This window comes from Streptomyces sp. NPDC057697 (assembly GCF_042799335.1).
Lineage (GTDB): Bacteria > Actinomycetota > Actinomycetes > Streptomycetales > Streptomycetaceae > Streptomyces.
Genome location: NZ_JBHVJA010000002.1, coordinates 283,117 through 307,188, shown reverse-complemented (window position 1 = coordinate 307,188; position 24,072 = coordinate 283,117). Strand labels below are relative to the sequence as shown.

The following is a 24,072-nucleotide window of genomic DNA, read 5'->3' as shown; positions in this document are numbered from 1 at the left end:
AAGGGTGCGCATGAAGCATTTCCGGCTGCTCGTTCTCGGTAACGGCGTTTCCGCGTACGGCAGTTATCTGAACATGGTCGCGCTGAACGTCTTCGTCTACGACGTCACCGGGAGCGCCCTGGCCGCAGGGCTGTTCATGGCGGTACGGCTCGGGACGAGCGTGGGCGCGGGGTTCGTGAGCGGGCGCCTCGTCTCCGCGTACGACCGCAAGCGGCTGATCGTCGGTGCCGACCTCTGTCAGGCGCTGGCGCTCCTGGCGCTGCTCCTGGCCCCGGAGGCGGGCCGGGTCTCCCTGCTGTACTGCCTGGCGGTGGTGACCGGGGGCTGTTCGACGCTCTCGCAGGTCGCCCTGCGCAGCAGCATCCCGGAGATCGTGGGGGCCGAGCACCGCAGCCGCGCCAACGGCCAGCTGGTGACCGGCCGTTCGCTCGCCATGATCGCGGGGTTCGCCTCGGCGGGGGTGGTGGTGGCGCAGCTCGGGTACACGGCGGCCTTCGTCCTGGACGCGGTCACGTTCCTGTTCTCCGCTTCGGTCCTGCTGATGCTGCCGATCCGCACGAGGGCCCGGTCCGAGGGGCCCGGGGGTGCCGAGGACGGTGCGCGGGACGCCGGTCGTCACTCCCTGCGGCTGCTGTGGGCCGGTGCGCCGGTGCTGGTGGCGATGATCGCCGTGCGGGCCGTCGACGGGCTCGGGTCCTCCTCGCACAACGTCGCGCTGCCGGTCTACTCCAGCCTGCTGGACCCCGGTCATCCGGCGACCTTCATCAGCCAGTTCTGGGCCACCTGGGCGGTCGGCACCATCATCGCCCAGCAGGTACTGGCCCGGTACACCCGCCGGACCGGGCGCACCCTGGGCGAGCGGGCCTTCGCGGTCGGCGCCTGTGTCATGTCGGGGGCGTTCATCGTCGTGTTCAGCGGGCTGCCCACCGTGCCGACGCTCGCGGCGGCGCTGCTCGCCGGGGCGGCGGACGGGGTCACCGAGATCGTGTACGTGTCCCGGCTCCAGACCGTCCCCGACGAGCAGCGCGGTCGCCTCTTCGGGCTCTCCGCCTCGGCCGAGAACGCCGGGTTCGGGCTGGGGATGCTGGTCAGCGGATCGCTGCTGGAGTCCTTCTCCCCGTTCCAGGTGGTCGCCTCGCTGCACGGCCTCGCCATCGTGCTGTGTCTCGCCCTGCTGGCGCTGCTCCTGCTGCACCGTTCCCCGGCCGGTTCCGACGGGGTGCCACGGCCCGGCGGCTCCACCCTGCGCGAAGGCAGCGGCCGATGAGCGGCGGCGGGCGGGACCCGCGCATCGCCGTGGTCGGGATGGCCTTCCGGCTGCCGGGGGCCGACACGCCGGAGGAGTTCTGGCGCATCATCCGCGACGGCGAGGACCGCTTCACCCGCTTCACGCCGGACGAGCTGAAGGCCGCGGGCGTCCCCGAGGAGCTCTACGGGCGCGACGACTTCATCGGGGCCTCGGCCGTCCTGGACGACATCGCCGGGTTCGACGCCCGGCACTTCGGGATGAGCGCCCGCGAGGCCCGGCTGACCGACCCCCAGCACCGCCTGTTCCTGGAGTGCGCGCAGCACGCCCTGGAGAACGCCGGCTACCCCGACGAGCGGGACGGCAAGCGGATCGGGGTCTACGCCAGCACCGGCTACCACCTCTACAACATGCAGTCGTATCTGCTCAACAACGTCCTGCCGAACGAGGACATCGCCGACTGGCTGGCCGGCATGCAGGTTCTGGTGGGCAACTTCACCGACTTCAACGCGACCCGGGTCGCCCACCGGCTCGGTCTCACCGGACCGGCCGTCAACGTGCAGACGGCCTGCTCCAGTTCGCTGGTGGGGGTGCACCTGGCCGCCCAGTCGCTGCTGCTGGACGAGTGCGACGTCGCGCTGGTCGGCGCGGGTGCCGTCCATGTACCGCAGGTCCTCGGCTACCACTACGTCAAGGGTTCGATCCTCTCCAGGTCCGGCCGGCTCCGGGCGTTCGACGCGGCCGCCGACGGGACCGTCGGCGGCACCGGTGTCGTGGCCGTCGTACTGAAGCGGCTGGACCGTGCGCTCGCGGACGGCGACACCGTGCACGGCGTCATCCGTGGCTGGGGCATCTGCAACGACGGCGCCGGCAAGCAGACGTTCGCGGCGCCCAGCGCGCGCGGCCAGCAGGAAGCCGTACGCCGGGCGCTGGACCACGCGGGCGTCGGCGCGGAGACCATCGGCTATCTGGAGGCCCATGGCACCGGCACCCTCAAGGGCGATCCCATCGAGCTGGCGGGGGCGGGCGCGGCGTACCGGCAGGACACGGACCGGACCGGCTACTGCGCGCTCGGAGCCGTCAAGGCCAACATCGGGCACCTCGATGTGGCGTCCGGGCTCGCCGGTCTCGTCAAGGCGCTGCTGGTGCTCGGACACGGCGAGATCCCGCCGATCGCGGGCTTCAGCGACCCCAATCCGCTGCTCGGGCTGGAGGACAGCCCGTTCTACGTGCCCCGCGCCCCCCGGCCGTGGCCCGAGACCGGCACTCCCCGGCGGGCGGGGGTCACCTCGCTCGGGATCGGCGGCACCAATGTCCATCTGATCCTTGAGGAGCCCCCCGCACCGGCGCCGCGTCCCGCCGCCACCGCCGCCCCGCCCGATGTGCTCCTGGTCTCCGCGACGAGCCGGGAGGCCCTTCTCGACAACGTACGGTCCCTGCGCGACCGGCTCCGCGGGCGGACCGCCCCGGCCCTGGCGGATCTGGTCACGACCGCCGCCCTCGGGCGCTCGCACGGACGGCACCGGATCGCGGTCCGGGGAGGCTCGCCGTCCGCTCTGGCCGACGCCCTCGACGCCTGGCTGTCCGGCCCCGCCCCGCTCACGGCCGGCGCGGACCCGGGGCCGCCGGGGGAGGCGCCCGCCCGGGTGGTGTTCCAGTTCACCGGCCAGGGCTCCCTGCGCCCCGGAGCGGCGGCGGCCCTGTACGAACGGTTCCCCGTCGTGCGTGAGGTCCTCGACGCCTGCGAGGCATGGCATCGCGATCTCACCGGCGAACCGTTGACGACCGGTCTCCTCACCGGGTCGGCGGGCGCGCCGGGGGACGTCTGGCCGACCGGGACCGCGCAGCCGGCCCTGTTCGCCCTGCAGTGCGCCCTGGTCCGGCTGTGGGAGGAGGCGGGCATCGGGCCGTGGGCCGTGACGGGCCACAGCGTCGGTGAGTACGCGGCGCTCTTCGCGGCCGGGGCGCTGTCGCTCGCGGACGGCCTGGAACTCAGCGCGCACCGGGGCCGGTTGATGCGGGACCAGTGCCCTCCGGGCGCGATGGTGGCGGTCGCGGTGGAGCGGGGGGCCGCGGCCGAGCTGGCCGCGTCGCTGCCCGGACTGGAGGTCGCCGTGACCAACGGGGAGCGTTCCCAGGTGCTGGCGGGCCCCGTCGCGGCGGTGGACCGGCTGTGCGCCTCGCTCGACGGCCGGGGCGTCCCGTACGAACGGCTCGCGGTGGAGCGGGCCTTCCACACCGCCGCCACGGAGCCGATGCTCGACGCGTTCGCGGCGGTCCTGGCGAAGACCCCGTTCACCCCGGTACGGACCCGCTTCATCAGCTCTCTCGACGGCCTGGTCCGCGAGCCCGGCTGGCTGCCGGACCCGGGGCACCTGCTCCGCCACGCCCGCGAGCCGGTGCGCTACGACGCCGCGCTGCGTGCCGTCGCGGGTGAACGGCCCGACGTACTCCTGGAGATCGGCCCGCACTCCACTCTCAGCAGCCTGGCCCGGCGTTCCCTGCCCGCCGTGCGGGCCACCCCCTCCCTGCGCCGGGGCACCGGGCTCACGGCGCTCTTCGGCGCCGCCGCTGCCCTGCACTGCGCGGGGGCGGACGTCCGCTGGGAGACCTTCCTGTCCGACACCGGAGGGCGGCGCGTCCCGCTGCCCGGCTACCGCTTCCAGCACCGACACCACTGGGTCGGGGCCCCACCCAGGCCCCGCGAGCCCGTTTCCCCGGCGAGAGAGGAACGCATCATGACAGCAGAAGCGACGGAGACCGGACAGCTCCTCGACAGCATCCTCGGCGTGCTCTCCAGAGCCTTCGGGGAGGACCTCACCTCGATCCCGGCCGACACCTCGTTCTTCGACCTCGGCGCGGACTCGCTCCTCATGATCAACGCACTCCGGGAGATCGAGGAGGAGCACCACGTCAAGGTCACGATGCGCGAGCTGTTCGACGAGACGGGCACGCCCCGGCTCCTCGCCGGACTCGTCGCCGCGCGGCTGGCCGGACGGCCCGTGACCGCTCCCCCGCCGCCCGCCGCGCCCGCCGCCACCGTCCCGGCGCCCGAGGCGGCGCCCGCCGCACCGCCCCTGCTCCAGCCGCCCGTCCCGCAGTCGTCCATCCCGCGGCCCTACGCGGCGGAGCCCTCCCCGGCGCCCGCTCCGCACCCGTTCGCCCACCCGCCGATACCCGCGCCGCCCTCCCCCGCCGTACCGCCGGGCCCGGCCGCCGCCACCGACGCCGGTCCCGTCACCCGGCAGGAGCTGCTGGAACTGGCCCAACGGGTCCAGCAGCTCTCCCGGATCCAGCTCCAGATGCTCACCCAGCTCTCCCAGATCTCCGAGCTGCTCGCGGACCGGAACGGCGCGGCGGCCCTGCCGCACGACGAGGTGGCCCGGTGACCGAGCAGCAGAGCCTCACGGCCGCCCTGGACCAGGACCTGGCCGCCATGGCCGGACTCTCCCGGCGCATCACCGAACGGATCGACGCGGAGCGGGCCGGGGCCGGAAGCACCCCGCGGCCCCGGGCCCACGGGCCGCGCGTGGAGATCGCCCCCGACGCCGGTATGGTCCGCCCCACCTCGCCCCGCACGCAGCAGGAACATCTCGACGACCTCGTACGCCGGTACACGGCACGGACGGCGGCGTCCAGAGAGCTCGCCCAGCGCCACCGCCGGCGGCTCGCCGACAGCCGGGCGGTCGTCGGATTCCGCAGATCGACCAAGGAGATGCTCTATCCCGTGGCGGCCCGCCGCGCGGACGGCGCGCGGATCGAGGACATCGACGGCAACAGCTACACCGACATCACCATGGGCTTCGGGGTGCTCCTCTTCGGCCACGAGCCCGGCTTCGTCCGGGAGGCCGTGCGCGAGCACCTCTCCCGGGGCATCCGGCTCGGCCCCCGCAGCGTCGAGACGGGGGCGGCCGCCGAGCTGCTGTGCGAGCTGACCGGAATGGAACGGGTGGCCTTCGCCAACTCCGGTACGGAGGCCAACGCGGCGGCGATCCGGCTCGCCCGCGCCGCCACAGGCCGCGACCGGATCGTCACCTTCCAGGGCTCGTACCACGGCCATGCCGACCAGGTGCTGGGCCGGCAGGCCGGGCGCGGTGACCAGGAGGGGACCGTGCCGGTCTCCCGGGGCATCCCGCACAGTGCCGTCTCCGAGCTGACCGTCCTCGAATACGGCAGCGAGGAGGCCCTGCACGCGATCGAACGGGACGCCTCGCGGATCGCGGTGGTCATCGTCGAGCCGGTGCAGAGCAGACATCCCTCGCTCCAGCCCGCGGCGTTCGTCCGCAGGCTGCGCGAACTGACCGCCCGGCACGGCATCGTGCTGATGTTCGACGAGATGCTGACGGGGTTCCGCCCCGCCCTGCGTGGCGCGCAGGAGCTCTACGGAGTCACCGCGGACCTCGCCACCTACGGCAAGCTCCTCGGCGGCGGGTTCCCCATCGGCGCGATCGCCGGCCGCTCCGACATCATGGACGGCGTCGACGGCGGCCACTGGTCCTACGGGGACGACAGCGGTCCGACCGCCGACACCACCTTCTTCGGCGGCACGTACCTCCAGCACCCCGTCTCGATGACCGCGGCGCACGCCGTACTCACGCATCTGAGGGAAAGCGGTCCGCGCCTCCAGGAACGGCTCAACGCCCGGACGACGGAACTGGCCACCGGGCTCAACGCCTTCTTCGAGGCCGAGGAATTCCCCCTGCGGGTGGGCTGGTTCGGCTCCCAGTTCCGCTTCGAGCACCGCGCCGACATGGAACTCCTCTACTACCACCTGATGCTGCGGGGCGTGCATGTGTGGGAGTGGCGCAACTTCTTCCTCTCCACGGCGCACACCGACGGCGACATCGAGCACGTGGCCGACGCCGTGCGGGGGTCGCTGAGGGAGCTGCGGGAGGCCGGTTTCTTCCGCACCGGCACGACCCCGCCCCGCCGGGCCGCCGTCGCAGCGCCGGCGGCCGGAGCGCAGGCCGCGCCGACGGCCGCCCAGCCTCCCGTGGCCGTTCCCGTTCCCGTGGCCGCTCCCGTTCCCGTGGCCGTTCCCGTTCCCGTGGCCGAGGCGGTGCCCGCCACACCGCCCGCGGCCGCCCCGGCCCCCGTCGCGACCGCGACCCCGCGCCGCGCCGACTTCAGCCTCTACTTCTTCGGCGACTACCCGGAGGACGGTGCCGGTCCGCAGGAGGGCCGCTACGAACTCCTCATGGAGGCGGCCCGGTTCGCCGACCGCCACGGGTTCGAGGCGCTGTGGATGCCCGAACGGCACTTCAACTCGTTCGGCGGCCTCTTCCCCAACCCCGCCGTCCTGGCCGCGGCGCTGTCCCGGGAGACCCGGCGCATCCGCCTCAACGCCGGTTCGGTCGTGCTCCCGCTGCACGACCCGATCCGGGTGGCGGAGGAGTGGTCCATGGCGGACAACCTCTCCGGCGGACGCGTCGGCCTCGGGGTGGCGAGCGGCTGGAACGCCAACGACTTCGTCTTCTTCCCCGAGCGCTTCGGGCCGCACAAGCAGGAGATGTACGACCGGCTGGAAGAGGTGCGGAGCCTCTGGCGGGGCGAACCCCTGCGCCGTACCACCGGGGACGGCGAACGGGAGGTCCGGCTCTTCCCCCGCCCCGTCCAGCCGATGCCGCCGCTCTACACGGCGGTGGTCGGCAACCCGGAGTCGTACGAACGGGCCGCCGCGCACGACCTGGGCATCGTGACCAACCTGATGACCCAGGACATCGACCAGCTCCGGGAGAACATCGCCCGCTACCGCCGGACCCGCGCGCTCCACGGCCTCGACCCGGCCGCCGGGCGGGTCGCCGTCCTGCTGCACACCTACCTCGGCGAGGACCACGACACCGCACGGACCGAGGCCTTCGCACCGATGGCCCGCTACATGCAGGCCTCGCTGTCCCTGTTCAGCAACGTCACCAACAGCCTCGGGGTCACCACCGACCTGAGGTCGCTCAGCGAGGACGACCTGGACGTGGTCTTCCGGCGCGCCTACGGCCGCTACTGCGACCAGCGGGCCCTGATCGGTGACGTGGACAGCGTCCTGCCGGTGGTCGAGGCGGTGACGGACGCGGGCGCGGACGAGATCGTGGCGCTGGTCGACTTCGGTGTCTCCGCGGACCAGTTGCGCGCCGGGCTCCCCCGGCTGGACGCCCTGCGCCGACGCCACCGGGAGGGGCGGGCGCCCGAGCCGGGTGCGCCGCTCTCCCCGGGACAGGAGCGGATCTGGTTCCTGGAGCGCCTGCTCCCGGGCCGCACCGCCTACAACGAGGTGAAGGCGATCCGCCTGCGCGGCGCGCTCGACACCGGGGCGCTGCACACCGCGCTGCGCCGGCTCGTCGACCGCCACGAAGTGCTGCGCACCGTCTTCCGGCCCGCCGGTGACTCGGCGGTCCAGCTGGTGCGGGAGGCCGCGGAGCCCGGCTTCGAGGTGGTGGACGGCACGCCGGGGGCCGAGGCCGCCGTGCGGGAGGCGCTGGCGGCCGAGAGCGCCCGCCGCTTCGACCTGGAGAACGGGCCGCTGTTCGTCAGCAGGGTCGTACGGACCGCCGCCGACGAACACGTGCTGGTCCTGTCGTTCCACCACATCGTGGTCGACGCGGCCTCGGCGACCGTCCTGTGCCGGGACCTGGCCGCCTTCTACCGCGCGGAGCTGGACGGCACGGACGCCGGTCTGCCCGCGCTCACCTGGAGCTACGCCGAGCACGCCCGGGAGCAGCGCGCCGCCGCGGACGGCCCCGCCAGGGCGCGGGACCTGGACCACTGGCTGCGCGTGCTCGGCGGTGACCTGCCGGTCCTCGAACTGCCCACCGACCGCCCCCGCCCGGCGGAGATGACCTCCACGGGCCGCGCCGTCTTCCGCACTCTCGGCCCCGGCCTGTCCGAACGGATCAGGAGGATGAGCCGGGACCGCCACGCCACCCTGTTCATGACCCTGGTGGCCGGGTGGGCGGCGATGCTGCGCCGGGTCACGGGGCAGGAGGACGTCGTCATCGGCATCCCGGTCTCGGACCGGCCGCAGCGGGCCTCGGAACTGGTCGGCTTCTTCGTCAACACCCTCGCGCTCCGGGTCGACCTCACCGGCGACCCCGGATTCGCGACGCTGCTGGACCGGGTGCGTGCCGTCGCACTCGACGCCTACGACCACGCGGAGACGCCGTTCGAGGAAGTGGTGCGCGCGCTGGCGCCGCCCCGCCGGACGGACCGCACCCCGGTGTTCCAGGTGTGCGCCGAGTTCCAATCGGCGGAGCCGTTCCGCCTCGACCTCCCCGGCGTCGAGGCGGAGCCCCTGGAGGCGGGCCCCGACAAGGCGCTGACCGACCTGACGGTCTACTTCACCGACCGGCCGGAGGGCGTCCGCTGTCATCTGGAGTACAACGCGGACCTGTTCGAGCCGGGCACCGTCGACCGGTTCTTCACGGTCTTCCACGATCTGCTGGCCGCCGCCGTCGACGAGCCCGGCACCCCGCTGTCCCTGCTGGCGCGCGCGACGGCCGAGGGCGACGAGGTGCCGGAGAGCTGGGAGCACGGCCCGGTCCGGCCGGTCGCGGACACCACCGTGCACGACTGGATCGCCCGGCGGGCGGCGGAACACCCCGCGCGGACCGCGGTGGTGGGCGAGGACGCCGAGCTGACCTACCGGGAGCTGGACGAGCGCGCCGGCACGCTCGCCGCCGTGCTCGCCGCCCACCGGGCCGACGCCGGACAGGAATCCGTGGTGGCGGTGTGGCTGCCGCGCTCCGCGGAGTTCGTCGTGGCGCTGCTCGCGGTGGTGCGGGCCGGTTGCGCGTATGTACCGCTCGACCCGTCGCTCGGTGCCGTCCGCGCCGCGCAGGTGATCGCCGAGAGCGGCGCCCGTACGGTGATCAGCGGCGCGGACGGGGCCGAGGAACTGCGGCTGCCCGGATCGGTGAGGGTCGTCGCCCCGGACGCCGCCCCGATCGGCGCCCCGATCGGCGCCCCGGTCGGCGCCCCGATCGGCGCCCCGGTCGGCGCCCCGGCGGCAGGCCCCCGGCCGGGCATCCGGCCGACGCCCGCCGCCGGGGCCTCGTCCCCCTTCGCCGTCGTCTACACCTCGGGCAGCACCGGCACGCCGAAGGGGGTCGTGCTCACGCACCGCGGGGTCGTGGACCTCTGCCGGTGGCACCACGAACGCTTCGCGTTCACCGGGAACGACCGGAGCGCCGTCGTGTGCAGCCAGAGCTTCGACGCCTCCCTCCTGGAGATCTGGCCCGCGCTGACGGCGGGTGGCACGGTCGTCGTGGCCGGTGAACCGGTCCGCCGCGACCCGCTCGCGCTGGCCCGGTGGTACGCGGACCAGGACATCTCGTTCGGCTTCCTGCCGACGGCCCTGGGCGAACAGCTGCTGCGCCTGCCGGCGGCCGATCAGCCCCCGTTGCGCCACCTGCTGCTGGGCGGCGAGGCGCTCCGGCTCCGCCCCTCGCCCGCGGCGCCCTACGAGACGGTGAACGTCTACGGCCCGACGGAGACGACCGTGCTCTGCGTCGCCGACACGGTCGCGCCCCGGGCCGAAGGGCCCGCCCCGGACGGGGAGACGGACGTGATCGCGATCGGGCGTCCGGTCGACAACGTGACGCTGCGCGTGGTCGACGCGTCGGACAAGCCGGTGCCCATCGGTGCCGTGGGAGAGCTTCTCGTCGGCGGCCCGGGGGTGGCCGCGGGCTATCTGCACCGGCCTGACCTCACCGAGGAGAGGTTCGTCGCCGACACGGCGGGCGGGGAGGGGACCCGCTGCTACCGCACGGGCGACCTGGTCCGCTGGACGGCTGACGGGCGGCTCGTGTTCGTGGGCCGTACCGACGACCAGGTGAAGATCCGCGGCTTCCGGGTCGAGCCGGAGGAGGTGGCCCGGGTGCTGGGACGGCTCGACGGTGTCCGCCGGGCGGCCGTCGTCGGGCGGCGCCGTGCCGACGGCGAGACCTTCCTGGCCGCCTATGTCGTGCCCGCCGAGCCGGGCTGCGACAGTGCGACGGAGCAACGGTCGCGCACGGACCGGTGGGCCGGGGAGCTGCACCGGCATCTGCCGGAGTACATGGTGCCGCGCGCCTGGCGGGTCCTCGGCGAACTGCCGCTGACCGGCAACGGCAAGCTGGACCGGTCCCGGCTCCCGGCCGACGTTCCCCTCCTCCCGCCGGACGGGGAGAGCGTCCGTCCGGCGGACAGGGAAGACGTACGCCCGGCGAGCGGGGAAGGCTCCCGCCCGGCCGCCGGGGAAGGCGTCCGTCCGGCGGGCGGGGAGGACGTACGTCCGGCCGCCGGGGAGGATCCCCGTCCGTCGGACGCGAAGGACGCACGTCCGACGGACGCGGAGGACGTACGCCCGGCCGCCGGGGAGGACGCCGGTCCGGCCGCCGGCCCGTCGTCGGAGGCCGCGTCCCCCGGTGCGGCGGAGGACGGGATCCGTGATCTCTGGGCGGCCGAGTTCGGCCTCCCCGCGTCGGGCGTCGATCCGGACGTCTCCCTCTTCGACCTGGGCGGCCATTCCCTCACCGCGATGCGGCTGGTCAACCGGATCAGGGAGGTCTGGGGCATCGAGTACCCGCTGTCGCGGCTCTACCAGGAACCCACGCTGCGCGCCCTCACGGAGTTCGTGCGCGGCTCCGGACCGCGAAGGGTCCTCCGCCGGGGCCCGGCCAGCCACCAGCAGTCGCGCTTCGCCACCGTGCACGCCCAGCACACCAGACCGCAGGTCTTCAACGTGGCCCTGCGGATCACCTTCTCCGGCCGCCTGGACCCCGGCGCGCTCCGCACCGCGCTCCAGGCGCTGACGGACCGCCATGAGTCCCTGCGCACCCGGCTGGTACGGGAGGACTCCGGTCCCTGGCAACAGGAAGTGCTCGAACCCCGCCCCCTCGGCCTGCCCGTCGACGACCTCACCTCACGGCCGGAGCCGGAGCGGCGGGCCGAGGTGGCACGGCTCGCCCAGGAGGCGGCGGAGACACCGCTCGACCTCTTCGAGGGGGACGTGCTCTCCACCCGGCTGCTGCGCACCGGCGCCGAGGAGTGGGTGCTGCTGCTCGTGCTGCACCACTGCACCTGCGACGGATGGGCCCTGACCACGCTGCTCAAGGAGCTCGCCGCGTTCTACCGTGCGGCGGTCACCGGAACCCCGCACGGTCTGCCCGACCCGGCGCAGCAGGTGGAGTACGCGCACTGGCAGGCCGCCCATCTGGCGGCGACCAGTGGGCCCCGCACGGACTACTGGGTGGACGAACTCGTCGACGCCCCCTTCGTCGCGGGGCTGCCGCTGGACCGGCCGAGGCCGGACGCCCTCAGCGGGCGGGGCGGCGTCATCGAGTTCACCGTGCCCGCCGAGGTCCGGGCCGATGTGGAACGGCTGGCCGTCCGGCGGGCGACCACTCCCTTCGTGGTGACCGCGGCGGCGCTCGGCCGGCTGATGGGGGCCAAGGCCGAGCAGGACGACGTGGTCATGAGCATCTCCTACGCGGGCCGGGAGAGCCGCGAGTTCGAGTCCCTGGTGGGCTGCACGGCCATCGCGTTCGCCCTGCGGGTCCGTGACGCGCGCGCCGGTACGTTCGCGGCGCTGACGGACCGGGTCACCCGTACGACGGTCCTGGGCATGGAGCACGCCATGTCGCCGCGCCAGGTGGCTCCGGCGATACGGGAGCGCAGGGGCGTCGAGATGCCGGAGAGCCTGTCCATCGGTCTGGCCTACGAGAGTTCGCTGGACACCGGGATCGAGCTGCCGGGACTCACCACCACGGTGGCGGAGATCGCCCCGGCCGCGTCCCGGTCGGAGTTCATCATGGTGCTGACCCCGGCCGAGGGCGTTCTCCAGGGTGCCGTGGAGTACTCGGCCGACCTGTGGGACCGGGCGACGGTCGAGACATGGACGCGGGAGTACGTACAACTGCTGCGGGAGGAGGTCGGAGCGGCGCTCGCCGACGGAACGGACTGACCCCCGGGCGCCCCGGGGCGACGGGGGCCCGACGGCCGATGTCTCGCATCGCACGGCGGATGACTGCGGGCGCCCCGGAACGACGGGGCCCGACGGCCCCCACCGGGGCGCCCGACCGACGGGACCGCCACACGGAAGCCTTGCGACAGCCGGGCCCCTGAAACCCGGGAGGCCCGGGGGCCGGGGGCCTGAAGCCCGGAAACCCAGGAGGTCTGGATCCCAGGGCCCGGGAAGTCTGGATCCCGGGGGCCGGAGGCCCGGAAACCCAGGAGGTCTGGGGCCCGGAAGATCCGGGAGGCCCAGGAAGTCTGGAGGCCGGGAGGCCCGGAGGCCCGGGAGGCCCGGGAGGCCGGGAGGCCCGGAGATCCCGAGGCCCGGAATATCCAGGGGCCCCGAAGGCCCGGAAACCCGGAAGTCGCGCGGCAGTTCCCGGGCCCGTCCCCTGCTCCCGCCCGTCCCCTACTCCCGCCCGCGCGCCCGGCGTGAGACCGCCGCGCGCAGTACCCGTCGGCCCTCCGCCGACAGGTCCAGCGCCTGGCGCAGTCCGGTGCCTGCCACCGGGGTGTCCGCGGTCTCCGTCAGCAGTTCCAGGATCCGGATCTGGCGGCGCAGTTCCCCGGCCGTCAGCGGGCCGGACCCGGACCGGTCGCCCGCGCGGCAGCGGCGTGCCGCCTCCGCGTCGGCGGCCGGTGCCGCGTCCGGGCCGAGGTGGGCCTCCAGGGCCAGCAGCGAGCATGCCTCGGCCCATGCCCGCAGCTCCGGCGCGGCCCGGTCCGCGGGCGCCTCGGCCAGCAGCTCCCGGATCCGTGGGGCGGCGCCCTCCTCGTCGGCCCCGGCGTCCAGCGCCGCGCGGGCCCTCGCGAGACGGTCCGGCCAGAGCGCCGGGTCAGCGCAGCCCGCCCGGAGCGGGTGGAGCGGGTCCGGGTCCGCCCCGGCCGGGGGCTGCGGCAGACAGCGGTCGAGGCAGGCGACCGCGCTCACCGCGAGCCCGCGCTCGTCGGCGGCGGCGATCAGTTCCAGCAGGCTCATCGGCGTCTCCCGTCGGCACGTCCCCGGGTGCGCACCCGGGGACGAAGCGCTTCCTGTACCGCGTACAGCGCCGAATGGCTCAAAATCGTCACTGTCGGGGCCGAATTGCATCGGTCAGTGGGCGCGGTCCCAGCCCGCGCGCACCGCCGGGCCCGGCGTGCTCAGCGGAAACACCCCGAGGGCCGCCCGCTCCCCCTGCATCCGGGTCAGCTTGCGCACGAAGAGGATGGCGAGGACCGCGGCGACGATGTCGAAGGCGTCGGCCGCCACGAGCAGGCCCGTGGTGTCCACGATCTCCTGCGGCTGCTCGGCCTTGAGATACAGCCGGTACGAGATCTGGGAGAGGAGCAGGGAGCAGACCCAGGCGCCCCACCACAGGTTCATCACCGTGGTCGGCACCGACCGCCGACTGCCGTCGGTGCCGGTCTGGGCGCTCGCGGTCCAGACACCGCCCGCGATCCGGCGCGGCAGCACCAGATTGGCGATCGGGACGAACCAGGCGCCGACCGCCCAGCCGGGCCTCATCGACTGCATGCTCCGGTCGAACACCTCGGCGTTGAGCCGTACCCGCCGGAACCAGATGATGAAGACGACCGCGGTGGCCAGGCTCAGGAGGGTCTGCAGCACGCCCGCGGTCCCGGACATGTTGTCCGCGAGGGTCGCCTCCGCCTCGTCGTACGTCTCGAAGTCGCTCGCGATCCCGGCCGCGATCACGCGCCGGACGTTCAGATCCGCCGCCACGGCGAGCAGATCCGCCACGGCGACGAGCGTCAGCAGCACGACGACGGCCTTCGCGAGCCCTTCGGGCGAGCGCAGGTACTGCTGCGGGGCGTAGAAGGCCGGGGCGGGCGGCACCGGAGCCGTCGCCGGTCCGGCCGGTCCGGCACAGGGCAGACAGCGTCCGTCGTCGGTGACCGGCGGTCTGAGACGGCAGGTGGAACAGAGCATGGAGCGGAACCCCCCAAGGTTCTGAGCACGGGTCCGAGCCCGGGGTTCCGGGCCCGGACATGAGAACGCGCGCCCCTCCCCCGGAACGCGCGGCATCCGGAACCTAGCCGCCACCCACCCCGCTGTCCACGCGGATTCCGCTCAGCCCGCCCGGTCGATCCGGGTGGCCAGCTCCCGGAACCGGTCCCAGCTCAGGGCCGGTTTCCCCGGGACCCACAGCTTCTGCGCGACCGCCCGCAGCGGCATCCGGATGCCCTGCGCCACCTGCTCCGTGGTCTGCGCCTGCGGGAGGTCGCCCCAGACCGCGAACCGGCCGCCGAGGATCTGGCCGGAGTAGCGTGCCGGGACCGGCTGGGTGCCGCGCAGGACGAGCGGGGTCCACTGCTGGTAGATCCGCTCGCCCGTCGGGTAGACGAAGTTGTTGGGCTGGCCGAGCACGTAATAGAGGTACTCGTCGTTGAGGTTCACCAGGCGCCGCCCCTCGCCCAGATACTCCTCGGGCTGCCGGGCGCCGTACTCCTTGCCCGTCCAGTACTCGACCTCGATGTCCTTGTCGGCGTGGACCACCCCGCCCCGGAAGAAGCCGTCGTTCCACGCCTTGGGCCGCTTGCCGTGCGGGCGCACCACCGCCGCGCGGTCGTTCAGCCAGCCGGTCGCGAGGTCCTTGATACCGGCCTGCGCGCCGTACTTCTGCTGGGCGGCGCGCTGGAGCTGCGGATACGAGGCGGCCGGGTCCCGTGCCATCAGCGCGAGGTACTCGTCGGCGCCCAGATGCCAGTACGCGCCCGTGAACAGCTCGGTGTACTCGCCGAGGAGTTCGTCGACGAGCTTCGCCGAGCCCGGCTTGGAGATGTCGAGCGAGCCGGGCGAGGGCGTGCCCGACGCATTGCGCAGCTGGAGGTCGGGGTGGGCCCGCAGCACCGCGCCGAGGTGCCCCGGCGAGTCGATCTCCGGGACGACCTCGATGTGCAGCCGGGACGCGAGGTCGACGATCCGCCGCACCTCCGCCTGGGTGAGGTGCTGCGGCGACACCACTTCGGGGTGGGTGCGGGACTCGATGCGGAAGGCCTGGTCGTCGGAGAAGTGCAGCCCGAACTGGTTGAGCTTGAGGTCGGCCATCTCGCGCAGCCGGTCCTCGATCCAGCCGACGGAGTAGAACTTGCGCGCGATGTCGAGGTTGAAGCCGCGCTGCGGCCGGTCGGGGCGGTCGCGCACCTCGCCCTCCGGCATCACGCCGTCGGCGCGCACCGACTGCTTCAGGGTGCGGGTCCCGTAGAAGACCCCGGCCTGGTCGGGGCCGCTGATCCTGACCCGTCCGTCGTGGACGTCGAGGGTGTACGACTCGGGGGTGCCGGCGCCCGGGGCGAGGGCCAGCTCCACATCGCCCGCGCGGGCCGGGACCTCGCCCCGGTAGTGGATCTTCAGCTCCCGGGCCAGCAGCTGCCCCTCGTCCGCGAGCGTGCCGCTGCCGTCGGCGACGACGACCCCGCTGTCCTTGCCGGGCCGCCAGCCGGGGCCGTGGGCCGCGGTGTGCTCCCGTACGGCGGGGATGGTGCGCGGGGCGGTGGAGAGCGGGTAGCTCCGGGTGGGCGAGGGGGCGGGCGCGGGGGTGCGGGGGTTCGAGGACTCGCCGGCGAGCCCGGTGCCGGAGCCCTCCGGCCAGACGACGACGGCGATCGTCGCGGCAGCCGCCGCGGTGAGGACCGCACCGGTCACAAGAGCGCCGCGTGAGGGCGACATCGTTCAGAAACCTCCGTTGTATACGGAAACGAGGCGGAACAGCCGGAACCAGGCAGAGTCAGGCAGACAGCCGGGCATTCTCCTGGGATCTCGGTTCGTCAGGTGTGTCGAAACTCTCCCGTCCGGGTGAAGTTCGCGCATTTGTCGGACGTCCGTTGCCCCTCCTCGCTAGCTTTGAGGCACATTCGTCTCTCCCTTCACCCCGCATCTGCCTGGTCCCGTCCACCCCTTTCCGCTCCAGGGTCACAGATGCCGTTGATCCGAGGAGCCCACGCTGTCCAGGTCCAGCGAGTCCCCCGCAGGCCTCCCGGAGCAACTGCGGCAACCGGCCACCCGGACGGCCGTACCCGCCCAGAGTTCCGGCTCCGCGCCCGCCCCCGGCCTCGACCGCTTCAACGCGGCGCCGCCCGCCGATGCCGAGGCCGCCCTGCTGGAGTGCTGCGGCAGCCACCGCTGGGCGCAGCGGCTGACCGCCCACCGCCCCTACCCCGACCTGGACGCGCTGCTGGCCGCGGCCGACGAGGCGGGCTACGACCTCTCCCCGGCGCACCTCGCCGAGGCGCTCGCCGTCGAGGTCTCCCCCGGTCTGCACGACGCCGCGCCGCACTCCGCGCACCTCGCGCTGCGGGCCGCGCACGCGGCGTACGAGTCCCGCTTCGGCCATGTCTTCGTGATGTGCGTGGACGGGCTGGATCCGGCCGAGCAGCCGGACCAGGTGCTCGCCGGGATCCGGCGGCGGCTGGGCCACGAGTCCGATCAGGAGCGGGTCGTCACCGCGGAGGAGATGCGTCGGCTCGCCCGGGGCCGCATCATCGAGCTGGTATCGGATCCATAACGGAACGGGCTCGGTGGACCGGGTCGGCCACGTCATGACCGAGCCCACCTAGCCCGTCCGTGCCTGTTTGATTGCCACTTTGATCACACCGCGGGCCCCCGCGCGAACGAACCGACGAACCGTCGCTACGATGGCCGGGGCCGGTGGACCGTACCCGGCCGGGTCAGACCGACAGTCAAGCCGGCCGGCCCCAATCCCCGCTCCCGGAGGGTTCTTCCGTGCCGGCTGGAACGCTGTACCGCGGCCGGGAAGGCATGTGGTCCTGGGTGGCTCATCGAGTCACCGGTGTCCTCATCTTCTTCTTCCTGTTCGTACACGTCCTGGACACCGCTCTCGTCCGCGTCTCCCCCGAGGCCTACGACGACGTCGTGGCCACGTACAAGACGCCGATCGTCGCGCTCCTCGAATACGGCCTGGTGGCCGCGATTCTCTTCCACGCGCTGAACGGTCTCCGGATCGTCGCCGTGGACTTCTGGGCCAAGGGCCCGCGCTACCAGAAGCAGATGCTCTGGTCGGTCGTGGGCATCTGGGTCGTGCTGATGGTCGGGGCGCTGTACCCGGTCCTCGGCCACGCCGTACGCGAAGTATTCGGGAGCTGAGGCCAATGTCCACCGAGTCCTCCGCCGCGATCGGCTCCGTCGAGGGCGTGAGCCTGTACGACGTAGACAACCCGGCCCCGGTCATCGAGCCGCCGCGCAAGCGGACCGGCAAGACCCCCAAGGGTTCGCGCACCAACTTCGAGATGTACGCCTGGCTCTTCATGCGCCTGTCGGGCATCGTCCTGGTCGTCCTGGTCCTGGGCCACCTGCTGATCCAGCTGGTGCTGGACGGCGGTGTCTCCAAGATCGGCTTCGCCTTCGTGGCGGGCCGCTGGGCCTCGCCGTTCTGGCAGCTCTGGGACCTCGGAATGCTGTGGCTGGCCATGCTGCACGGCGCCAATGGTCTCCGTACGGTCATCAACGACTACGCCGAACGGGAGAACACCCGCTTCTGGCTGAAGATGCTGCTGTACACCGCCACGGTCTTCACCGTCCTGCTGGGCACGCTGGTGATCTTCACCTTCGACCCGAACATCCGCTAGGCGCCGGGCCAGAGGGACCAGAGGAAATCATGCAGATCCACAAGTACGACACCGTCATCGTCGGCGCCGGCGGCGCCGGTATGCGCGCGGCCATCGAGTCCACGAAGCGCAGCCGCACCGCCGTGCTCACGAAGCTGTACCCGACCCGCTCCCACACGGGCGCCGCGCAGGGCGGCATGGCCGCCGCGCTCGCCAACGTGGAGGAGGACAACTGGGAGTGGCACACCTTCGACACCATCAAGGGCGGCGACTACCTGGTCGACCAGGACGCCGCCGAGATCCTCGCGAAGGAGGCCATCGACGCCGTCCTCGACCTGGAGAAGATGGGCCTGCCCTTCGGCCGTACGCCCGAGGGCAAGATCGACCAGCGCCGCTTCGGCGGTCACACCCGCAGCCACGGTGAGGCCCCGGTCCGCCGTGCCTGCTACTCGGGTGACCGCACCGGCCACATGATCCTCCAGACGCTGTACCAGAACTGCGTCAAGGAGGGCGTGGAATTCTTCAACGAGTTCTACGTCCTGGACCAGCTGGTCGTCGAGGAGGACGGCGTCAAGAAGTCCGCCGGCGTCGTCGCCTACGAGCTGGCCACCGGCGAGATCCATGTCTTCCAGGCGAAGTCGGTCATCTACGCCTCGGGCGGCACCGGCAAGTTCTTCAAGGTGACGTCGAACGCGCACACCCTGACCGGTGACGGCCAGGCCGCCTGCTACCGCCGGGGCCTGCCGCTGGAGGACATGGAGTTCTTCCAGTTCCACCCGACGGGCATCTGGCGCATGGGCATCCTGCTGACGGAGGGCGCCCGCGGTGAGGGCGGCATCCTCCGCAACAAGGACGGCGAGCGCTTCATGGAGAAGTACGCGCCGGTCATGAAGGACCTCGCGTCCCGTGACGTCGTGTCCCGCTCCATCTACACGGAGATCCGTGAGGGCCGCGGCTGCGGTCCCGAGGGCGACCACGTCTACCTCGACCTCACGCACCTGCCGCCGGAGCAGCTGGACGCCAAGCTCCCGGACATCACCGAGTTCGCGCGCACGTACCTCGGCATCGAGCCCTACACGGACCCGATCCCGATCCAGCCGACCGCGCACTACGCCATGGGCGGCATCCCGACCAACGTCGAGGGCGAGGTGCTGGCCGACAACACCACCGTCGTCCCGGGCCTGTACGCCGCCGGCGAGGTCGCCTGTGTCTCCGTGCACGGCGCCAACCGGCTGGGCACCAACTCGCTGCTCGACATCAACGTCTTCGGACGCCGCTCGGGCATCGCCGCCGCCGAGTACTCCGTGAAGCACGACTTCGTCGAGCTTCCCGAGAACCCCGCGCAGATGGTCGAGGAGCAGGTCGAGCGGCTGCGCAACTCGACGGGCACCGAGCGCGTCGCGGCGCTCCGCCTGGAGCTGCAGGAGTGCATGGACGCCAATGTGATGGTGTTCCGCACCGAGCAGACCATCAAGACGGCCGTCGACAAGATCGCCGAGCTGCGCAGGCGTTACCTCGACGTGTCCATCCAGGACAAGGGCAAGCGGTTCAACACGGACCTCCTGGAGGCCATCGAGCTGGGCAACCTGCTCGACCTGGCCGAGGTCATGGCGACCTCCGCGCTGGCCCGCAAGGAGTCCCGCGGCGGTCACTACCGCGAGGACTTCCCGAACCGCGACGACGTCAACTTCATGCGCCACACCATGGCGTACCGCGAGGTCGCGGCCGACGGCACCGAGTCGATCCGGCTCGACTACAAGCCGGTCGTCCAGACCCGCTACCAGCCGATGGAGCGTAAGTACTGATGGCAACCCCGACTCTGGACAAGGTCGAGGCGCAGTCCGCCGCCTCGCCGTACATCACGGCGACCTTCCGGATCCGCCGCTTCAACCCCGAGGTCTCCGACGAGGTCCAGTGGCAGGACTTCCAGATCGAGGTCGACCCGAAGGAGCGTGTGCTCGACGCCCTTCACAAGATCAAGTGGGACATCGACGGCACCCTGACGTTCCGTCGCTCCTGCGCGCACGGCATCTGCGGTTCCGACGCGATGCGGATCAACGGCAAGAACAGGCTCGCCTGCAAGACGCTGATCAAGGACGTCGCCCCGGAGAAGCCGATCACGATCGAGGCCATCAAGGGCCTCACGGTCCTCAAGGACCTCGTGGTCGACATGGAACCCTTCTTCCAGGCGTACCGCGACGTCATGCCCTTCCTCGTCACCAAGGGGAACGAGCCGACCCGTGAGCGCCTGCAGTCCCCCGAGGACCGCGAGCGCTTCGACGACACCACCAAGTGCATCCTGTGCGCCGCGTGCACGTCCTCGTGCCCGGTGTTCTGGAACGACGGCCAGTACTTCGGCCCGGCGGCGATCGTCAACGCGCACCGCTTCATCTTCGACTCGCGCGACGACGGCGGCGAGCAGCGCCTGGAGATCCTCAACGACCGTGACGGGGTGTGGCGTTGCCGCACCACCTTCAACTGCACGGACGCCTGCCCGCGTGGCATCGAGGTCACCAAGGCGATCCAGGAGGTCAAGCGGGCGCTGATCACGCGCCGCTTCTGACCGCCACCGGCATGGCGAGAGGCCCCGTTCCCGCGGCAGCACCGCGGGAACGGGGCCTCTTGCTGCGCCGCCCGGACCGTGGCGGTACGGTCGTGCGGAACCGGAGACCGGTTCGCCGTCACCGGGCAGCAGGGCCCGGGGCGCGCGGGCCCGACCGAGAGCGGGGCACGTTGAGCGATCCCAGTCCCTACGCGGACGACTCGTACAAGTGGGGGCCTCCCCAGCAGCAGCCGGGCACCCCGCCCCCCGTCGACGGCCAGGCCCCGGTCCCGGGCGCGCCGGCCTACGGCTACCCCCAGCCGCTGCCCGGCTACGCCCCCGGCGCCCCGGCCCAGCCTGCCGTGGCCGGTCAGGGCTTCCCGCCGCCCGGCGGGCAGCCCGGCCCCGGCATGCCGGTGCTGGTGTTCGGTGACATCGCCGTCATGCAGGACCAGATCATGACTCCGGCCGGTCCGATGCCGCTCAAGGGGGCGGTGTGGACGGCGACGGACCTGTCGCGCACCGAGGAGAAGATCCCGACGGTGGGGATCGTGCTCGCGATCGTCTTCGCCCTGTTCTGCCTGGTCGGTCTGTTGTTCCTCCTGATGAAGGAGAAGCAGACGACCGGCTTCGTCCAGGTCTCGGTGACCAGCGGCGGGCGCCACCACTCGACGATGATCCCGGCGGTCGGGCCCGACACCTTCCCGATGGTGATGGCCCAGCTCAACACGGCCCGCGCGATGAGCCTCTGACGGCCGTCGCCGATGACCCGCCTCCACCGCATCGTCACCGTCCGCGCGCCGGACCGTGAGCGGATCGAGGCGTACGCCGGGCCGGTCCGGGACCTGGTCGAGTCCGCACGGGTCCGGGACCGGTCCGTGGTCCTGCCGGCCGGGAGCGCCGCGGCCGGTCCCGGCGAGAGCGCCGACAAGCCCCGCTGAACGCGCGGCCGAGCGCCCGCCGTCCTCAGTCCCAGTCGGCGTCGCCCCGGTCCTCCGCGACCACCATCACGCGCCGCAGCATGTCGTTGAGGAGCGTGCGTTCGTCCTTGTCGAGGACGCCGAGCAGCCGGTACTCCTCGTGCCCGAGGACGTCCATCGCACCCAGCCAGGTCGAGCGGCCCGCGTCGGTCAGCTCCACGTCGACCCGTCGGCGGTCGGTGGTGGAGGGCGTGCGGCGGATGAAGCCGCGCCGTTCGAGCGCGTCCAGCCGGCCGGTGACGGAGGCGGGCGCGAGGTCGAGGTCGGCGGCGAGTTCGGAGGGGGCCGCCTTCCCGCCGCGTCCGGCCAGCTTGTGGAGCGTGTCGAACTCCTGGCGGTCCAGGTCGAAATCGACCAGGGACTGCTCGCGCACCCGGCGCAGGTGGACGGAGAGCTTCTTCATACGGGTCACCGCGCCCTCGACCTCGGGATCGAGGCCGGGAAGCACGGGCTTCCAGCGCTCCACATGTCCATCGGTCCAGTCACGTCGCTCCATGGGGAGAGCCTACGCCCGGCCACCAAGAATCCTTCGGATCCAAATATTTCGTTGACGAATAATTCGGTACCGAAATAGATTCGCACGCATGCCCCACCCCTTGCGCACGCGCGCCTTCCGCCTGCTCTTCATCGGCCGCACCCTCTCGCTCCTCGGTGACGCCGTCATCCCCGCCGCGCTCTCCCTGGCCGTCTACCTGGCCACCGGCTCGACCGGGGCGCTCGCCCTGGTCCTGGGCTGTGCGATGGTCCCCAAACTGCTCCTGCTGCCCCTGGGCGGCGTCGTGGGCGACCGGTTCAACGCCCGTACGGTCGCGCTCACCACGGATCTCGTACGGTGCGCGACCCAGCTCTTCGTCGGCGTGGAGCTGCTCGGCGGCGACCCCGCGCTCTGGCAGATCGCCCTCGCCGAGGCGCTCGGCGGGGCCGCCGGGGCGTTCGCGATGCCGACCGCGTCACCGCTGATCCGCGGCACCGTGGCGGAGTCCGGACTGCTGCGCGCCAATGCGCTGATGGCAGTCGTCAACAGCTGCACCCGGCTCGGCGGACCGGCCCTGGCCGGGGTGCTGATCCTCACCGCGGGTCCGGGCTGGGCCTTCGTGCTGGACGGCGCCAGCTTCGCGGTGAGCGCCGCGCTGCTGTCCGTCATCGACGTGCGGCACGTTCCCCTGCCCCGGCGTTCGCTGCTGAGCGATCTGAAGGAGGGCTGGAGCGAGGTCCGGGGCCGCGACTGGTACTGGACGAGCCTGATCGCGCACGGCGCCTGGAACGGCGCCGCGGCCGTCCTGATGACGGTCGGCCCGGCGCTCTTCGTCCGGGAGCCGGGCGGCAAGGGCGTCTGGGTCGCCCTGCTCCAGACCGGCGCGGTCGGCCTGCTCCTGGGCTCCCTGCTGGCGGGCCGCATCCGCCCCCGCCGCCCGGTCCTGGTGGCCAACCTGGGCCTCGCCACCTACGCCCTGCCGCTGGGCCTGCTGGCCGCCCACGCCCCGGTCGCCCTCACCATCGCCGCGTACGGCGTCGCCCAGGCCGGCCTCGGCTTCCTCGGCCCGGTCTGGGAGACCTCGGTGCAGTCCGCCGTACCGGCCCACGCCCTGGCCCGGGTGACCTCGTACGACTGGCTGCTCTCCCTCGGCGCGATGCCGCTCGGCTATGCCCTGGCCCCGCTCGCGACCTCGGCCTGGGGCGCCGAAGTGCCCCTGACGGCCGCTGCCGTGGCGGTCGGCGCGGCCTGCCTGGGGACGGCCGCGGCGCCGGGCGTACGACGCTTCCCGGCGCCGGGCAGGCGGACGGAGCGCACCCTCGCACCGCAGACTTGAACATGTTCAGAAGCGGGTCTACAGTCCATGACAACAGCTTTTGAACGCGTTCAAAGGAGGGTGGGGCATGGACCTCACTGTGGTCGCGTATGTCATCTATCTGCTGATCAGCGTGGCGCTGACCGTCTGGGTCGCACGCACGCTCAGCCGCAACGGGAGGGTGTTCCTCGCCGATGTGCTGCACGGGAACGAGAAGCTCGCCGATGCCGTCAACCATCTGCTGGTGGTCGGCTTCTACCTGGTCAACCTGGGCTTCGTCACCCTCTACCTGAGGAACTCCGACGCCGTCCTCGACGCACGCGGGCTCTTCGAGGCACTGTCGGTGAAGCTCGGCGTCGTCCTGCTCGTCCTCGGTGTGATGCACCTCGGGAACGTCTATGTGCTCAACAAGATCCGGCGCCGCGGCCTGATGGAGCGTGAGCAGACCCCGCCCGTGGCCCCCCAGGGCTGGACGGGGCCGGCCACCGGCCCGTGGGCGACGCCCGCCCCGAGGGCCTGAGCGCCGTGCCGGACGGACCGGGCGGGCCAAAACTCCCCGTCGAGCGCCTCACGGTGCTCTACGACGCCGGGTGCGCGCTCTGCCTCCATCTGCGGCAGTGGCTGATGAATCAGCGTCAGCTCGTCCCGCTCGACCTCGTCCCGGCCGCCTCCGAGGAGGCGCGCCGCCGCTTCCCCGGGCTCGACCACGCCGGGACGCTGGACGAGATCACCGTGGTCGGCGACCGGGGGCAGGTCTACCGCTCCACCGCCGCGTGGATCGTCTGCCTCTGGGCGCTGGCCGAGCACCGGCCCAGGGCCCACTGGCTGACCACCCCGGCGGGCCGCCCGTTCGCCCGTGCCACCGTGCTCGCCGCGGCGAAGTACCGCTCCCTGACCGCTGCGCCGTGCGGCGGGCGGGACGGGGACGGCGGCTGCGCGGTCCCCGGAACCGAGGGCTGACGGGGACGG

General features: G+C 72.7%; 17 protein-coding genes. 13 read left to right on the top strand and 4 right to left on the bottom strand.

Annotation, left to right across the window (positions count from 1 at the left end):
• Nucleotides 1-10: 10 nt before the first annotated feature.
• The 3 genes from ACFVFH_RS06510 to ACFVFH_RS06500 are packed head-to-tail and all read left to right on the top strand — an operon-like array spanning nucleotide 11 to nucleotide 12,179.
• The gene (locus tag ACFVFH_RS06510) at nucleotides 11-1,267 is read left to right on the top strand and encodes an MFS transporter (RefSeq protein WP_383764227.1); all 1,257 of its coding nucleotides are present in this window, start codon (nucleotides 11-13) and stop codon (nucleotides 1,265-1,267) included.
• Nucleotides 1,264-4,635, top strand: coding sequence for a type I polyketide synthase (locus ACFVFH_RS06505; protein WP_383764224.1), 3,372 nt, complete (start codon nucleotides 1,264-1,266; stop codon nucleotides 4,633-4,635). Before ACFVFH_RS06510 ends, ACFVFH_RS06505 begins: the two co-directional genes overlap by 4 nt.
• On the top strand, nucleotides 4,632-12,179 hold the full coding sequence (locus ACFVFH_RS06500) for a MupA/Atu3671 family FMN-dependent luciferase-like monooxygenase (protein ID WP_383764222.1): 7,548 nt from the start codon (nucleotides 4,632-4,634) through the stop codon (nucleotides 12,177-12,179). The genes ACFVFH_RS06505 and ACFVFH_RS06500 overlap by 4 nt, the downstream gene beginning before the upstream one ends.
• A 459-nt stretch (nucleotides 12,180-12,638) precedes the next feature.
• Here the strand turns inward: ACFVFH_RS06500 and ACFVFH_RS06495 are convergent, their stop codons facing one another.
• From ACFVFH_RS06495 to ACFVFH_RS06485, 3 genes are all read right to left on the bottom strand, one after another.
• Nucleotides 12,639-13,208, bottom strand: a complete 570-nt coding sequence (locus ACFVFH_RS06495; protein WP_383764219.1) for a hypothetical protein — start codon at nucleotides 13,206-13,208, stop codon at nucleotides 12,639-12,641.
• Nucleotides 13,209-13,322: 114 nt separating this feature from the next.
• Complete coding sequence (locus ACFVFH_RS06490; protein ID WP_383764216.1) at nucleotides 13,323-14,156, bottom strand: DUF4328 domain-containing protein; 834 nt, start codon at nucleotides 14,154-14,156, stop codon at nucleotides 13,323-13,325.
• 141 nt (nucleotides 14,157-14,297) lie between these two features.
• Nucleotides 14,298-15,896 (bottom strand): glycoside hydrolase family 20 protein, encoded by a 1,599-nt coding sequence (locus ACFVFH_RS06485; RefSeq protein ID WP_383764214.1) that lies wholly within the window; start codon nucleotides 15,894-15,896, stop codon nucleotides 14,298-14,300.
• 316 nt (nucleotides 15,897-16,212) lie between these two features.
• Between ACFVFH_RS06485 and ACFVFH_RS06480 the strand changes: the two genes are divergently transcribed.
• The 7 genes from ACFVFH_RS06480 (at nucleotide 16,213) to ACFVFH_RS06450 (ending at nucleotide 21,274) form a co-directional block, all read left to right on the top strand.
• Complete coding sequence (locus ACFVFH_RS06480; protein WP_383765558.1) at nucleotides 16,213-16,731, top strand: 2-oxo-4-hydroxy-4-carboxy-5-ureidoimidazoline decarboxylase; 519 nt, start codon at nucleotides 16,213-16,215, stop codon at nucleotides 16,729-16,731.
• Between the two features lie 218 nt (nucleotides 16,732-16,949).
• Nucleotides 16,950-17,330: a succinate dehydrogenase, cytochrome b556 subunit gene (gene sdhC, locus ACFVFH_RS06475; RefSeq protein ID WP_072486591.1), complete on the top strand. Its 381-nt coding sequence runs from the start codon at nucleotides 16,950-16,952 to the stop codon at nucleotides 17,328-17,330.
• Between the two features lie 5 nt (nucleotides 17,331-17,335).
• Nucleotides 17,336-17,812 carry a succinate dehydrogenase hydrophobic membrane anchor subunit gene (locus ACFVFH_RS06470; RefSeq protein WP_124716825.1) on the top strand — a complete coding sequence of 159 codons (477 nt, stop codon included), beginning with the start codon at nucleotides 17,336-17,338 and terminating at the stop codon, nucleotides 17,810-17,812.
• A gap of 29 nt (nucleotides 17,813-17,841) precedes the next feature.
• On the top strand, nucleotides 17,842-19,596 hold the full coding sequence (gene sdhA, locus ACFVFH_RS06465; protein WP_383764212.1) for a succinate dehydrogenase flavoprotein subunit: 1,755 nt from the start codon (nucleotides 17,842-17,844) through the stop codon (nucleotides 19,594-19,596).
• Nucleotides 19,596-20,354 (top strand): succinate dehydrogenase iron-sulfur subunit, encoded by a 759-nt coding sequence (locus tag ACFVFH_RS06460; RefSeq protein WP_383764210.1) that lies wholly within the window; start codon nucleotides 19,596-19,598, stop codon nucleotides 20,352-20,354. Before sdhA ends, ACFVFH_RS06460 begins: the two co-directional genes overlap by 1 nt.
• Before the next feature lie 170 nt (nucleotides 20,355-20,524).
• A complete protein-coding gene (locus ACFVFH_RS06455; RefSeq protein WP_383764208.1) occupies nucleotides 20,525-21,085 on the top strand; it encodes a hypothetical protein in 561 nt (186 codons plus the stop codon).
• A 12-nt stretch (nucleotides 21,086-21,097) separates the two neighbouring features.
• A complete protein-coding gene (locus ACFVFH_RS06450; RefSeq protein WP_383764205.1) occupies nucleotides 21,098-21,274 on the top strand; it encodes a hypothetical protein in 177 nt (58 codons plus the stop codon).
• 25 nt (nucleotides 21,275-21,299) lie between these two features.
• Here ACFVFH_RS06450 and ACFVFH_RS06445 read toward each other — a convergent pair whose 3' ends face one another.
• Complete coding sequence (locus ACFVFH_RS06445) at nucleotides 21,300-21,809, bottom strand: MarR family winged helix-turn-helix transcriptional regulator (RefSeq protein WP_383764202.1); 510 nt, start codon at nucleotides 21,807-21,809, stop codon at nucleotides 21,300-21,302.
• Nucleotides 21,810-21,897: 88 nt separating this feature from the next.
• On the opposite strand from ACFVFH_RS06445, the gene ACFVFH_RS06440 reads away from it, so the two are divergent.
• The 3 genes from ACFVFH_RS06440 (at nucleotide 21,898) to ACFVFH_RS06430 (ending at nucleotide 24,063) form a co-directional block, all read left to right on the top strand.
• A complete protein-coding gene (locus ACFVFH_RS06440; protein ID WP_383764199.1) occupies nucleotides 21,898-23,124 on the top strand; it encodes an MFS transporter in 1,227 nt (408 codons plus the stop codon).
• 67 nt (nucleotides 23,125-23,191) lie between these two features.
• The gene (locus tag ACFVFH_RS06435; protein ID WP_383764196.1) at nucleotides 23,192-23,623 is read left to right on the top strand and encodes a hypothetical protein; all 432 of its coding nucleotides are present in this window, start codon (nucleotides 23,192-23,194) and stop codon (nucleotides 23,621-23,623) included.
• A complete protein-coding gene (locus tag ACFVFH_RS06430; RefSeq protein ID WP_383764194.1) occupies nucleotides 23,596-24,063 on the top strand; it encodes a thiol-disulfide oxidoreductase DCC family protein in 468 nt (155 codons plus the stop codon). Before ACFVFH_RS06435 ends, ACFVFH_RS06430 begins: the two co-directional genes overlap by 28 nt.
• Nucleotides 24,064-24,072: the final 9 nt, after the last annotated feature.

Bases quoted from the DNA above. Each gene is read 5' to 3' on its own strand.
- ACFVFH_RS06510 (WP_383764227.1), top strand. From the start codon at position 11: ATGAAGCATTTCCGGCTGCTCGTTCTCGGTAACGGCGTTTCCGCGTAC.
- ACFVFH_RS06505 (WP_383764224.1), top strand. From the start codon at position 1,264: ATGAGCGGCGGCGGGCGGGACCCGCGCATCGCCGTGGTCGGGATGGCC.
- ACFVFH_RS06495 (WP_383764219.1), bottom strand. From the start codon at position 13,208: ATGAGCCTGCTGGAACTGATCGCCGCCGCCGACGAGCGCGGGCTCGCG.
- ACFVFH_RS06490 (WP_383764216.1), bottom strand. From the start codon at position 14,156: ATGCTCTGTTCCACCTGCCGTCTCAGACCGCCGGTCACCGACGACGGA.
- ACFVFH_RS06485 (WP_383764214.1), bottom strand. From the start codon at position 15,896: ATGTCGCCCTCACGCGGCGCTCTTGTGACCGGTGCGGTCCTCACCGCG.
- ACFVFH_RS06470 (WP_124716825.1), top strand. From the start codon at position 17,336: ATGTCCACCGAGTCCTCCGCCGCGATCGGCTCCGTCGAGGGCGTGAGC.
- sdhA (WP_383764212.1), top strand. From the start codon at position 17,842: ATGCAGATCCACAAGTACGACACCGTCATCGTCGGCGCCGGCGGCGCC.
- ACFVFH_RS06460 (WP_383764210.1), top strand. From the start codon at position 19,596: ATGGCAACCCCGACTCTGGACAAGGTCGAGGCGCAGTCCGCCGCCTCG.
- ACFVFH_RS06450 (WP_383764205.1), top strand. From the start codon at position 21,098: ATGACCCGCCTCCACCGCATCGTCACCGTCCGCGCGCCGGACCGTGAG.
- ACFVFH_RS06445 (WP_383764202.1), bottom strand. From the start codon at position 21,809: ATGGAGCGACGTGACTGGACCGATGGACATGTGGAGCGCTGGAAGCCC.
- ACFVFH_RS06440 (WP_383764199.1), top strand. From the start codon at position 21,898: ATGCCCCACCCCTTGCGCACGCGCGCCTTCCGCCTGCTCTTCATCGGC.
- ACFVFH_RS06435 (WP_383764196.1), top strand. From the start codon at position 23,192: ATGGACCTCACTGTGGTCGCGTATGTCATCTATCTGCTGATCAGCGTG.